Consider the following 11925-nt stretch of genomic DNA (forward strand, 5'->3'; position numbering starts at 1 on the left):
AAGGTATCTTTGGATGGGGTTAGTCTTCCTCCCTATCCAATTTTGGAGTGCCGTTTTTCCCGCTGTATACCGGTCCCGGTCATGTTCAAACTGCTCTGACAGTGTCCGCTTGAGCGTTTCATAGGCTCGGGCATCTGCCGGATGTGTCAGCAGCCAGTCCCGGAAATACAGCTCATCATCGTTTCCTGTCCTGACCAGATGCAGATGAAACACACGGTCTGCGTATCCTGACAGGGTATAGCCCTTGTTGAAGGAATACCGCCTGCCGGATTGGGCCATGCAGATCCATCCTGCATCTTCCAGCAATCCGGCGGCTTCCGAAAAACCCGCAGCGGCCGGTACCTGGACCAGGATATCCACGATGGGTTTTGCCGCAATCCCGGGTATGGCTGTGCTGCCAATGTGATCGATGCGGCTGTCCGGTGGCAGGATCTTCTGCAGCCAGGCTTTTTCTTCCAGATACCAGTCCTTCCAGTCCTCCCTGTGTGCCACCAGAGTCACCGGGAACAGCTGCCAGAGCTCTTCCAGAGTCAGATCCGTCAGTTTCCGGTCCATACTCTCATCCCCAGCTGGACAGACACGCCAGCAGCACTACCGGCAGGGACAGAATGGCAATCGCCAGCAGCTGGGTTTTCCAGCTCAGTTTCAGATACCCTGCATATTCCCGGAGAATCGCATTCAGGGTGAAGTACCATTTCGTTTTCGATCCATAGCCAATGGCAGGGATTCCCTGCATTCTGGCCAGAACCAGTGCCCGGAAGACATGATACCGGGTGGAAACCACCGCGGTGGCCGGTCCTGCAAACAGCTGGCTGGAATACAGCAGATTCTGTTCTGTGTTCAGGGATTTGTCTTCCACCCGGATCCGCTCCGGGTCCACACCCTGCTCCAGCGCATAAGTCGCCATGGCCTGTCCCTCAGGCAGTTCTTCCCCGGATCCCTGTCCGCCGGAAAGAATCAGCAGTGATCCGGGATTGCGGTCCATGACCTGAATACCCCGGTCCACCCGGCTTTTCAGCAGCGGTGTCAGCTGGTCTCCCATCAGTCCGGACCCCAGGACCACCACCTGATCCAGGCCCCTGTTCTTTTTGACATGAACCAGATTCAGCAGAGCGGAAAAGCAGAACACCGCGAAAATTCCCAGCAGCCACATGACAGCCAGTGACAGGATCACGGACAGAGCGAACACCCAGACATCCCGGATCTGGGTCATGAACAGCGGCCAGACCAGCGTGTAGATCACCAGGCCTGCCGCAAAGAGCAAAGACAGTGCGTTGGCCGGCCGGAGTCCTTCCCGGCGGATGTTTTTGATCCCCTCCCAGAAAAACACGCCGATGAAAGCCACGGGAAACACCGCAATCAGCACCATGACCACCAGCAGAGCCAGAGTCAGAAGCAGCATCATCAGGCGGTTGGCCATGATCCTCTCCGAGTTCATGAACAGAACAGCCATAAGCCAGATGGCGCTTTGCAGCAGCAGAAACAGAAAGGATGCGCCGCTCCACAGAGTTCTGGGTTCACGAATCATGACCAGGGAAAACCAGAGGATGGAAAGCAGCAGCATGATGGTTGCGAATATAAACATAATCAGATCTCTCCCCGGTCATTTTAGCAGAGCTTTGTCCTGCGTTCTCTTACGGTACTGCAAGAACCGCAGAGGCAGCTTGGGCACAGGAAAAGCCCGGTCAGCGGGTTTCGGCTGAACCCTGCCGGCCGGACTTGTGTGCCGATCCCGGATTTCCAGATAATCAGGCTACATCCACGTGCAGCAGCAGTTCCCACATGGGATCCAGCTCTGCCCGGATGCTGCGGACAATGCTCTCCAGTGTGGAATTGGACAGTCTGTCCCGGATATGAGAAGGGCTGGCATGTCCCAGTTTATCGGTTCCCCGGGTGATGTGGATTTCCGCTTCGTCCTCCAGGTCAAGGGGCACAAACAGATCATCCAGCGTCATGAAGCGGTCGCCGGGTTCATCGGCCACTTTCACATCCAGCATGAGGCGGATTCCCGGATCCACCGGTTCAATCCAGAGCTTCAGGGATGTCACCTTCTGCTCCAGCATTCCTTCCGGCACAAGATATTCATAATTCACGCCTGTATCCGGCGTTACTTCCCGCTCACCGTTGATGCGGACCGTGACGCCAGGCTCAAGCGCCTGCAGCAGAACCTCCAGTTTCATGATCCATTCCCCCTGTATCTGTCTGTATGGTACTCCAGGATGCAGAAGATGAAAACAGGTCCCGCGGTGCGAATGAACAGTTTTGCCTCAGGTCCGCGAAATCACAAAGCGGATATGGGGCATATCGGCTCCTCGATAGCGCTTGACCCACTGGTCGGCGGGTTCCATTCCAATGGCCCTGGCGATGTTCTGACTTGGCAGATTCGTATCCCGGATGATGGAACACACCTCTTCTGCCTGAAGCACGTCAAAGGCGTAATCCCTGCAGGCGGCTGCGGCTTCCCGGGCATAGCCCTGATGCCAGAAGTGCCTGTTGAAAAGATAGCCGATTTCCAGCACATCCCGGTCCTTCCAGGGCTGCCAGGTCAGTCCGCACTGACCGATGAGCCTGGCGTCGCTTTTGCGAATCACTGCCCAGAGCCCGATGCCGAAGGTCTTGTAGCGGTCCAGCTGCTTCTGCAGCCACTGGTCCACCATGACATCATCAAAGGCCCCGTTGTAATACGTCATGGTTTGGGCATCCTGCAGAATGGTGCACAATGCCGGCCGGTCTGCCCAGGTCAATGGCCGCAGAATGAGCCGGTCAGTTTCCAGGATGACTGGGTCACCCTGCTCTGCCGTGCGCCGGTTTGTCTGATTCGGGATGGTCATGATTTCCTTCTCCTTTACGGGCTGTCATCATCTTTGTCACGATGGCTCCCGGAACACGATTTTCCGGAAACTCTCCCAGCTTTCCATGGCTTCCTGCAGCTTTCCCTTTTTCTCCAGTCCGCAGTAAATCGCCAGAGACCGGGCCTGGCAGGCGTGGCCTGTCTTCGGGTTGAAGGCGATGTCGGTAAAAGCTGCATAGTCTTTCACAGCTTCGGCAGCTGCCGGATGCTGCATCAGTGCCTGCAGATACATCCAGGTGGCAAACCATCCTCTGGGCCAGACCGGATAGTCTGTATCCTGCCACCGGTAATACAGAAGTGCGCCGGATTCCTTCAGCTTTCCCCAGGTTTTCGCTTTGATGGCGGGCATATCCAGTGCCTGCAGATAGGGTCCGCCATGCTGGAAGACTTTTGCCGCCTGCACCTGATTCTCCACAGGGATGCCATCAAGTTCCAGATAAAAGGGAGACAGAGACTTGCCCAGTTCTGTGGCTGCTTTGGATGAGGCTTCCAGGACTGGCTGATCCGGGTGCAGTTTCTCCCAGCCTTCATGAAGGGCTGTGATGTTTTTCTGTTTCTGCACCAGCGCAAACCCCGCTGCCCAGTGAAAGGAGATTTCGGTTATTTCATACCAGGGATATTTGTTCAAAGGAGTGAATACCGGCCGTTCTGCCATAATGATGCCTTCTTTCTGCGGTTCTGTTCTGCGGGTTGCCCAACGGATGATGACAGATCGTCACTGTTTTTTTCAGTGACCGACTCTGAAAATACGCAGTCCCGCAATTCCGGATTTTCCAGGACTGTCGGATACTTTCGCAGGTATCCAGGTTTCGTGGACTTCTGTCCTCTATGCAGAAATTGCCCACCTGCTCAGCTTCCGGTTCATTCTGCAGCTCTTCAAGCAGTTGACTGATCAGTTCCTCATACAGTTTCCACCAGGCGATCCGCTCAGAGTCACCCAGATGCTCCAGCGAATCTTCGAAAAACTCTGTAAACGGAAGCGCACCCGGAGAATACAGCCGGTATTGGCTTGTCAGGACCGTTCACTAGTCCGGCTGTTTCCCGGCTTTTATTGTCATGGTGGTTGGCCATCCACTTTTGCAGACCGATGCACTGTCCCATCATACCGTCTCCTTTTGCCATCTTCAGTTTGCCGGGGATATGAAACATATGACCAAAGAGACAGTATTCCTCCAGGTGCATCAGACCACCCTGCATATCCCGTCCAGCTGTTCCTGGATATACGCGGTTCTGTCCGGGACAGGTGGTATATCGCCGTGTTTGAATACAGGAATGAAGTCTCCCATTGCGTTTCCTCCTGTTGACTTTATTTTACAGTCGACATGACACAGAACGGGCAGCAGATTGGACAGGCTCAGGTATGCGGCATCCATTCTACCTGTTATTGCCTGCATTAAAAAAGACGCCAGTTTGATACTGACGCCTGTTTTTGCATATTCGTCTGCCTACTGGGCAATGTGAATCCGGTTGATGGCCCGCTGCAAAGACAGCTCGGCTCTGCGCATGTTGGTATGGGAATCCTTCTTGTCCAGACGCTCCCGGGCGCGCTTGTACGCGGCCTGGGCACGTTCCAGATCAATTTCTCCCTTGCCTTCAATGGCATCTGCCAGAATCAGCATTTTGTCCTCTGCAAACTGCATGAAACCGGTGGACATGGCATATTCCAGCGTGTCGCCGCCTTCGGTTTTCACCGACAGACGGCAGGGAACGACATCCGTGATGATCGGCATGTGATGGGGCAGAACGGTAAATTCACCCTCACTGCTTTTCAGATGCACGCTCTGACAGCTCAGACTGGTGTAAACCCCTCTGGGCGTGACGATTTTCAGTTCAATCACTGAGCCTCACCCTGGATTTCCTTCGCCTTGGCAATGGCATCCTCAATGGTGCCCACCATCAGGAAAGCCTGTTCCGGCAGATCATCATAGTCGCCGGCCAGGATCTTTTCAAAGTCATCCACGGTTTTCTCCACCGGTACATAGGTTCCGGAAATGCCGGAAAAGACTTCGGCTACATGGAACGGCTGAGACAGGAAATTCCGGACACGGCGGGCCCGGTTGACGACTTTCTTGTCCTCTTCCGACAGCTCATCCATACCCAGAATTGCAATGATGTCCTGCAGTTCCTTGTAGCGCTGCAGCAGAGACTGCACTTCCCGGGCCACCTTGTAATGACGCTCTCCCACAACCAGCGGATCCAGGATCCGGGAGCTGGAATCCAGAGGATCCACCGCCGGATAGATGCCCAGAGCCGCAATGTCACGGGACAGTACGGTCTTCGCATCCAGATGCGAGAAAGTTGTGGCAGGTGCCGGATCGGTCAGGTCATCCGCCGGTACATAGACCGCCTGGATCGAGGTGATGGATCCGTCCTTGGTGGACGTGATCCGTTCCTGCAGCTGACCCATCTCCGTTGCCAGCGTCGGCTGATAGCCTACCGCCGAAGGCACACGTCCCAGCAGGGCGGATACCTCGGATCCGGCCTGGGTGAAACGAAAGATGTTGTCAATGAACAGCAGCACATCCTGATGATCCACATCCCGGAAATACTCCGCCATGGTCAAGCCCGTCAGGCCCACCCGCATGCGGGCACCGGGAGACTCGTTCATCTGCCCGTACACCAGAACGGTTTTGTCCAGAACTCCGGACTCCTTCATTTCCCAGTACATGTCATTGCCTTCACGGGTCCGTTCACCGACACCTACGACAACGGAACGTCCGCCGTGTTCCTTGGCAATGTTGTGAATCAGCTCCTGAATCAGAACGGTTTTGCCGACACCGGCACCGCCGAACAGACCGATCTTGCCGCCCTTGGCATACGGGCACAGCAGATCGATGACCTTGATTCCGGTTTCCAGCACATCGCTGGATGTGGACTGTTCATCAAAGGAAGGCGCTTTGCGGTGGATCGGCATTTTGCTGTCGGTCTGAACCTCGCCCAGTCCGTCAATGGGCTGTCCCAGGACGTTGAACATCCGTCCCAGAATGTTTTCGCCCACCGGGGCCTGAATCGGCTTGCCTGTATCCACGGCTTCCATGCCCCGTACCAGTCCGTCTGTGCTGCCCATGGCAATGCAGCGGACAGTGTCCGCGCCGATGCCCTGTGCCACTTCCACAGTCAGATCCGGTTCTCCGGGGCGTTTGATTTCAACGGCTGTCAGAAGATCAGGCAGATGATTCTGCTCGAACTTGACATCCACAACAGGTCCCATGACCTGTGATACTTTTCCAATATTGGTTGCAGCCATTCGTACTCCTTCTTACACAAGCGCGTTGGCGCCGCTGACGATTTCCGTAATCTCCTGGGTGATGGCGCCCTGACGGATGCGGTTGTACTCCAGCTCCAGTTCCTCCTGCAGCTCCGTCGCATTGTCCGTGGCACTTTCCATGGCCATCCGCCGGCTTGCCTGTTCCGAGGTCTTGCTTTCCAGATACAAGGAATACAGGAGGCTTTTGGCCGCCATGGGGATGACTTTGTCCGTCATCACAGCCTGAGAAGGTTCGTAGATCGTATCCGCACCGCCGGTTTTCATCGCTTTGGGCTCCACAGGCAGAATGGTCATCAGCGTGGGCACGAAGGTCAGGGTATTCCTGTAATGGGTATACAGAACCTGAATCTTCGAAATCTCGCCCGCTTCATACCGTCTCAGCGCTTTGTCCATCAGCTTGGACAGCACCAGATACGCATCGTCATCATTGAGATCCGCAACGGTATCCGTCACATGGAAATCAGGATGAGACGCAAACCAGGCTGCGCCCCGGGATCCGATCACCGTGATTTCATCCGCCGGATCCAGATCCGCCTGCACCATGCGGCACACATTGGCGTTGTAGCCGCCGCACAGTCCCATGTCGCTGGTGATCACAAACACCGCAGCGGGTTTGTCATTGGCCGGTGTTACCCAGATGGACCGTTTGCCCATGCCTTCGCACATCCGGTCAAAGAGCTGGTGCATGGCCTGGGCATATTCCCGGTTGGCTTCCATGCGCTCTCTCTGCCTGGACAGCTTGCTGCTGGCCACCAGCTGCATCGCCTTGGTGATTTTCTTCGTGGAATCCACCGACGCGATGCGGGCCTTGATGTCCTGTCTACTTGCCGCCATCAGCGATGCCTTCTGTCTGCAGGAATGACTGCGTCCAGGCATCCAGCGCGGTCTTGATCTGCGCGATAAGCTCGTCGTCCAGCGCCTTGTCCCGGCGGATCTGGTCAATGATGTACGGATACTCCCGCCGAATGAAGGAAATCATGCCGTCTTCGTACTTCTGCACGAGATCTGCCGGCACTTTCTTCAGGTAGCGGTACTTGGATGTGAAGAGCTCCAGAACCTGCTGTTCCACAGGCATGGGCTTGTACTGCGGCTGGATCAGCAGCTGCGTGACTTTCTCGCCCTGGTTGAGCACTTCGGTTGTTGCAGCATCCAGATCGGAGCCGAATTTTGCGAAGGACTCCATTTCATGGAACTGCGCCAGTTCCAGCTTCAGGGAGCTGGATACCTGTTTCATGGCCTTGATCTGGGCAGCGGAACCGACACGGGAAACCGACAGACCGGAATCTACCGCCGGCCGGATGCCTTCATTGAACAGCTCGGTCTTCAGGAAGATCTGGCCATCTGTGATGGAGATGACATTGGTGGGAATGTAAGCTGAAATATCACCGGCTTGGGTTTCAATGATCGGCAAAGCCGTCAGGGATCCGCTGCCATTGTCTTCATTCAGCCGAGCAGCCCGTTCCAGCAGCCGGGAATGCAGATAGAATACATCTCCGGGATAGGCTTCACGTCCGGGAGGTCTGCGCAGCAGCAGAGACATGGTCCGGTACGCTACGGCGTGCTTGGACAGATCGTCGTACACGATCAGCACATCCTTGCCGTTTTCCATCCATTCTTCGCCAATGGCACAGCCCGCATAGGGCGCAATGTACTGCAGAGGCGCCGGTTCGCTGGCTGTGGAAGCCACAACGGTTGTATAGTCCATGGCGCCGTACTGCTTCAGCTTCTCCACGATCTGGGCCACGGTGCTGGCTTTCTGGCCGATAGCCACATAAATGCACAGCACATCCTGATCCTTCTGGTTCAGGATCGCATCAATCGCAATGGCTGTCTTGCCTGTCTGACGGTCACCGATGATCAGCTCACGCTGACCCCGGCCGATGGGGATCATGGAATCGATGATTTTCAGACCAGTCTGCAGAGGCACGGAAACCCCTTTTCTGGTCATGACACCGGGAGCCACCCGTTCCACCGGGCGTTCCTTCGTATATTCAATGGGACCCTGCCCGTCAATGGGCTGGCCCAGGGCGTTGACTACCCGTCCAATCATGCCGTCGCCCACAGGAACCTCGACGATTTTTCCTGTGCGCTTGACCAGGTCGCCTTCCTTGATGTCGTAGTTTTCACCCATCAGCACGGCCCCGACCTGGTCTTCTTCCAGGTTCATGACCATGCCGTAGACATCATGCGGAAAGATGAGCAGTTCGCTCATCATGGCATCCTTCAGGCCGTATACCGTGGCGATGCCGTCGCCGACACTGAGAACCGTGCCGCTTTCCGACATTTCCAGGTCCTGACCGGCATTCTGTATCTGGGCTTTGATCAGCTTGGTGATCTCTGCCGGATTCAAACTCATACCTTCACCTGCTTTCCACGAGCTGCTCGCGCATTGCATTCAGCCGGCTGCGCACTGTGTTGTCCAGGACCAGGTCCCGGGCTCTGACACGCAGACCCGCAATGAGCTCCGGTTCCACCCGGACCGTCAGCTCGATCTTTCGCTTCAGACGGGACTCCAGCATGCTGACCAGAGCCGCTTCGTCTTTCGCGGACAGCGGCGCAGGTGTTTCCACCAGCACCGTCTCTATATCATTGGCTTTTCTGACACATTCCCGCCAGGCCTCCAGCATGTCCGGGAGTTTTCCCGCCATGCCGTGAGAAGCCAGAATGGACAGAAATGTGGTCAGAAGCGGCTCGGCGCCTGCACAGAGCTCCGTCAGCCAGGCTGCTTTCTGCTCCCTGGTCACACCGGGATGACTGAGCATCGCGGCATAATCCGGATTCTGCGCCAGCACCGCGTTCAGCTGCTCCAGGTCCTTTTCCACCACATCGGTGTTTCCGGCCTGCTCCGCTGATTCATACAGTGCCTGTACATAGGGCATCAGCTCTTCTGCCATCTGTCATCCTCTTGCGCCTGCTGGATAAAGTCTGCGACAAAATCCGCCCGCATGCTGTCGTCCGCTTCCTTTTTCACCAGTGCTTCCGCCGCGGACAGCGCCACGCTGCTGATGGCTGTGGCCATGTCCTTTTCGGCTCTGCGCTGTTCTCTGACAATGTCTTCCGCCGCTGCCTGGCGGATCCGGTCGGCCTGCGTTCTGGCAGCCGCCAGGATCTCCGCCTTTTCCTCGCCGGCCTGTGCCTTCGCCTCTTCGATCATGGCGTGGGCTTCCTTGCCGGCATCCTGCATTTTTCTGTCATAGACAGCCTTTTCTTCCAGCGCCTGCTGTTTCAGACGTTCGGAACTGTCAATGTTCTCCTGGATGAGAGCCTGACGCTTTTTGATGAACGCCGTGAGCTTGTCCCAGAAAAAATGCTTGGCGAACAGAATGATCAGAGCGGTCGAAATCAGAACCAGAATGACATCTGTCGGCGAGATTCGCAGATAGTTGTCAATATTGAAGTCGACCATTCAGGATCAGCCCTTGATGAAGATCAGCAGAATCGCGATAACCAGAGAGTAGATACCGGTGGTTTCAGCCAGCGCGATGCCAAGCACCATGATGGACTGGATCTTTCCGGATGCTTCCGGGTTGCGGGAAACGGCTTCGGCACCCTTGCCGGCTGCGAAACCCTGGCCGATACCCTGGCCAAGACCGGCGACCATGGCAATGCCGGCGCCCAGCAGCGCCATGCCCTGTACGAAAAATTCATTGAATCCCATAAATCATTTTCCTCCTTGATTTGTGTCCTAATCCGCTTCCTTCGATACCTGCTGTCCCAGGAAATAGGAACCGAGGGTGAAGAAGATGTATGTCTGGATCACACCCGAGAAGATATCGAAATACATGTGAAGGAAGGGAGTCAGGGTGAGCCCCAGATAGCCCCAGGGCGCAATGTTCTTGATCAGCGTGTAGACCAGCATGGTAATGATGGAACCCGCCAGAATGTTGCCGAACAGACGCATGGTCAGCGAAATCGGCAGAGCCAGCTCGCCGATGATGTTCAGCGGCGTCAGCAGCCACATGGGTTCTGTCAGTTCCTTCATCCGGGCTTTCAGTCCTGCCTTGCGGATGGCGCTGCCCTGAATCATGACCCACAGCGTCAGCGCCAGCGTGGCATTGAAGCTCACATTGCTGGTGGGGTTCTGCAGGCCGATCAGACCAGTCAGGTTGCTGACAAGCATCATGATGATCAGAGTGCCGAAAAACGGAATGTAACGCACCGTGGTTTCCTTCAGGTTGCCCTGCACCACGTAGAGAATGAGATTGTAAATCTCCTCGCAGACATACACCAGGCCCCTGGGGGCTCTGGACGGATCGGTCTTTTCGATTTTTCTGCCTGCGAAATAGAAGAAGAAGGCGAAGACCACGCACAGGATCAGCCAGACGAGAATCGACTGCTGGATCTCCAGCGTGAAGCTGCCCAAATGGATCTCAATGGCGCTTATTGCAGCGGGGTCCATCAACATCCTCCTTTCCCAGAAGCGGGTATATCACCAGCGCCGCTTTCTGCAGCGCGATGCCCGCCATCAGACTCAGCACCGGCACCTGCAGCCAGAGGCAGGCAGCGATGACAAGACCGTAAAAAATATACCGCCCGGCATAGTTTTTGAAACCGGACATTTTGGTGAAAGTGTTCCGACAGGCCCAGGACTGGATCATTGAAAGCCCTGCCAGACACATGAAAACACCACACCAGACGCCGCAGAAAGCCCGCAGTCCCCAGCACAGGGCAATCAGACTCCCCGCGGTTCCCAGAACCAGCGACAGACAGGCGATGGCGCCGAACTGACGGCTGATTTCAGCTGTTCTGTTTTTTCTCATGCCACACAAGCAGCACGATGGAGCCGATCACCGCATACAGCACACCGATGACGATGAAAACCGGCGAGGTGTGCAGCCAAGAATCCAGCAGATATCCCACCAGAAGTGCCGCCAGAATGTTGGCCAGCAGAAAGCCCGGAAACTTGGCAGCCTTCATTTCGTGCCGAAGATCCGGTCGCCGGCATCTCCCAGACCCGGGACGATGTAGCCGTTCTCGTTCAGCTTCTCATCCAGCGCTGCCAGATAGATATCCACATCCGGATGGGCCCGTTCCACGGCTTTCACACCTTCCGGCGCACCCACCAGGCACACCAGCTTGATGTTCTTCGCACCCTGGCGCTTGACCATGTCAATGGCTGCATTGGCACTACCGCCGGTGGCCAGCATCGGATCCACGATGAGCACCGTGGCTTCCGGAATGGTGGACGGGTATTTCTCGAAATAGGTGTGGGGTTCCAGGGTCTTTTCATCCCGGTACAGACCGATGTGAGCGACTTTGGCCGTGGGAATCAGCGACAGGATCCCGGTGACCATGCCCAGGCCTGCCCGCAGGATCGGGGCCACCACCACCGGAGACTCCAGAGTCTTTCCGGTATAGGAACAGATGGGCGTTTCGATTTCCACATCATCCACCGGCAGATCCCGGGTCACTTCATACACCATCAGGCTGCCGATTTCATCCAGGTTCTCCCGAAAATCCTTGGTGCCTGTGTTCTTGTCACGCATGACCGTCAGCTTGTGACGGATCAGAGGATGTTCAATTACATGAAGCATAGTTCTTACCTCGATTTTCCGGTCTCATTATAACAGAGTGACATAACGGAATACACCGCGGCCGGCAGGCAGGTCTGTCCTGGAAAACCCCTGGGGCAGCGCCGGTTTCCGTCAGATTCATCCATTGGATGAACGGGGTTATTTTACAACTTTTATCCCGGATAAACCGTCGGCCATGCCCCCTGCTGCCGGAAGTGACAGAAAAAGAGTTCTGTTGCACGGGTCTTTCACAGTTCCATCTGAACATATCTCAGATTGGAATTTTTAATAAT

Annotated in this window: 16 protein-coding genes; all 16 read right to left on the reverse strand. The window is 55.7% G+C overall.

The features are described 5' to 3' along the window. A partial coding sequence (locus tag QZ305_RS10655; protein WP_294731899.1) for a GrpB family protein occupies positions 1-555 on the reverse strand: 555 nt, incomplete at its 3' end. A 4-nt stretch (positions 556-559) separates the two neighbouring features. Further along, on the reverse strand, positions 560-1585 hold the full coding sequence (locus tag QZ305_RS10660; RefSeq protein WP_294731901.1) for a YdcF family protein: 1026 nt from the start codon (positions 1583-1585) through the stop codon (positions 560-562). Positions 1586-1748: 163 nt separating this feature from the next. Next, positions 1749-2180 (reverse strand): hypothetical protein, encoded by a 432-nt coding sequence (locus QZ305_RS10665; RefSeq protein ID WP_294731903.1) that lies wholly within the window; start codon positions 2178-2180, stop codon positions 1749-1751. Positions 2181-2267: 87 nt separating this feature from the next. Further along, positions 2268-2831, reverse strand: coding sequence for a GNAT family N-acetyltransferase (locus QZ305_RS10670; RefSeq protein ID WP_294731906.1), 564 nt, complete (start codon positions 2829-2831; stop codon positions 2268-2270). A gap of 36 nt (positions 2832-2867) precedes the next feature. Continuing rightward, positions 2868-3506, reverse strand: a complete 639-nt coding sequence (locus QZ305_RS10675; protein WP_294731909.1) for a DUF6977 family protein — start codon at positions 3504-3506, stop codon at positions 2868-2870. A 790-nt stretch (positions 3507-4296) separates the two neighbouring features. Next, positions 4297-4689, reverse strand: coding sequence for an ATP synthase F1 subunit epsilon (atpC, locus tag QZ305_RS10680; protein ID WP_294731911.1), 393 nt, complete (start codon positions 4687-4689; stop codon positions 4297-4299). Continuing rightward, the gene (gene atpD, locus QZ305_RS10685) at positions 4686-6098 is read right to left on the reverse strand and encodes a F0F1 ATP synthase subunit beta (protein WP_294731913.1); all 1413 of its coding nucleotides are present in this window, start codon (positions 6096-6098) and stop codon (positions 4686-4688) included. The genes atpC and atpD overlap by 4 nt, the downstream gene beginning before the upstream one ends. Positions 6099-6110: 12 nt before the next feature. After that, on the reverse strand, positions 6111-6953 hold the full coding sequence (gene atpG / locus QZ305_RS10690; protein ID WP_294731914.1) for an ATP synthase F1 subunit gamma: 843 nt from the start codon (positions 6951-6953) through the stop codon (positions 6111-6113). Further along, positions 6940-8475 (reverse strand): F0F1 ATP synthase subunit alpha, encoded by a 1536-nt coding sequence (gene atpA / locus QZ305_RS10695; protein WP_294731916.1) that lies wholly within the window; start codon positions 8473-8475, stop codon positions 6940-6942. Before atpA ends, atpG begins: the two co-directional genes overlap by 14 nt. 4 nt (positions 8476-8479) lie before the next feature. Then, positions 8480-9013: an ATP synthase F1 subunit delta gene (gene atpH, locus QZ305_RS10700; protein WP_294731918.1), complete on the reverse strand. Its 534-nt coding sequence runs from the start codon at positions 9011-9013 to the stop codon at positions 8480-8482. Then, the gene (gene atpF / locus QZ305_RS10705; RefSeq protein ID WP_294731920.1) at positions 8998-9525 is read right to left on the reverse strand and encodes a F0F1 ATP synthase subunit B; all 528 of its coding nucleotides are present in this window, start codon (positions 9523-9525) and stop codon (positions 8998-9000) included. Before atpF ends, atpH begins: the two co-directional genes overlap by 16 nt. 6 nt (positions 9526-9531) lie before the next feature. Beyond that, positions 9532-9777, reverse strand: a complete 246-nt coding sequence (gene atpE / locus QZ305_RS10710) for an ATP synthase F0 subunit C (RefSeq protein ID WP_294731921.1) — start codon at positions 9775-9777, stop codon at positions 9532-9534. 27 nt (positions 9778-9804) lie between these two features. After that, positions 9805-10518 carry a F0F1 ATP synthase subunit A gene (atpB, locus tag QZ305_RS10715; protein WP_294731922.1) on the reverse strand — a complete coding sequence of 238 codons (714 nt, stop codon included), beginning with the start codon at positions 10516-10518 and terminating at the stop codon, positions 9805-9807. Continuing rightward, positions 10490-10879 (reverse strand): hypothetical protein, encoded by a 390-nt coding sequence (locus tag QZ305_RS10720; protein ID WP_294731923.1) that lies wholly within the window; start codon positions 10877-10879, stop codon positions 10490-10492. Before QZ305_RS10720 ends, atpB begins: the two co-directional genes overlap by 29 nt. Beyond that, positions 10857-11036, reverse strand: a complete 180-nt coding sequence (locus QZ305_RS10725; protein ID WP_294731924.1) for an AtpZ/AtpI family protein — start codon at positions 11034-11036, stop codon at positions 10857-10859. The genes QZ305_RS10720 and QZ305_RS10725 overlap by 23 nt, the downstream gene beginning before the upstream one ends. Then, positions 11033-11653, reverse strand: a complete 621-nt coding sequence (gene upp, locus QZ305_RS10730; protein WP_294731925.1) for a uracil phosphoribosyltransferase — start codon at positions 11651-11653, stop codon at positions 11033-11035. Before upp ends, QZ305_RS10725 begins: the two co-directional genes overlap by 4 nt. Positions 11654-11925: the final 272 nt, after the last annotated feature.

It is taken from the genome of uncultured Faecalibaculum sp. (assembly GCF_910588395.1).
Classification (GTDB): domain Bacteria; phylum Bacillota_I; class Bacilli_A; order Erysipelotrichales; family Erysipelotrichaceae; genus Faecalibaculum.

Coding starts and splice junctions, on each gene's coding strand:
- atpD (WP_294731913.1), bottom strand. CDS start 6,098: ATGGCTGCAACCAATATTGGAAAAGTATCACAGGTCATGGGACCTGTT.
- atpE (WP_294731921.1), bottom strand. CDS start 9,777: ATGGGATTCAATGAATTTTTCGTACAGGGCATGGCGCTGCTGGGCGCC.
- QZ305_RS10660 (WP_294731901.1), bottom strand. CDS start 1,585: ATGTTTATATTCGCAACCATCATGCTGCTGCTTTCCATCCTCTGGTTT.
- QZ305_RS10675 (WP_294731909.1), bottom strand. CDS start 3,506: ATGGCAGAACGGCCGGTATTCACTCCTTTGAACAAATATCCCTGGTAT.
- atpH (WP_294731918.1), bottom strand. CDS start 9,013: ATGGCAGAAGAGCTGATGCCCTATGTACAGGCACTGTATGAATCAGCG.
- atpB (WP_294731922.1), bottom strand. CDS start 10,518: ATGGACCCCGCTGCAATAAGCGCCATTGAGATCCATTTGGGCAGCTTC.
- atpA (WP_294731916.1), bottom strand. CDS start 8,475: ATGAGTTTGAATCCGGCAGAGATCACCAAGCTGATCAAAGCCCAGATA.
- QZ305_RS10725 (WP_294731924.1), bottom strand. CDS start 11,036: ATGAAGGCTGCCAAGTTTCCGGGCTTTCTGCTGGCCAACATTCTGGCG.
- upp (WP_294731925.1), bottom strand. CDS start 11,653: ATGCTTCATGTAATTGAACATCCTCTGATCCGTCACAAGCTGACGGTC.
- QZ305_RS10665 (WP_294731903.1), bottom strand. CDS start 2,180: ATGAAACTGGAGGTTCTGCTGCAGGCGCTTGAGCCTGGCGTCACGGTC.
- QZ305_RS10670 (WP_294731906.1), bottom strand. CDS start 2,831: ATGACCATCCCGAATCAGACAAACCGGCGCACGGCAGAGCAGGGTGAC.
- QZ305_RS10720 (WP_294731923.1), bottom strand. CDS start 10,879: ATGAGAAAAAACAGAACAGCTGAAATCAGCCGTCAGTTCGGCGCCATC.
- atpG (WP_294731914.1), bottom strand. CDS start 6,953: ATGGCGGCAAGTAGACAGGACATCAAGGCCCGCATCGCGTCGGTGGAT.
- atpF (WP_294731920.1), bottom strand. CDS start 9,525: ATGGTCGACTTCAATATTGACAACTATCTGCGAATCTCGCCGACAGAT.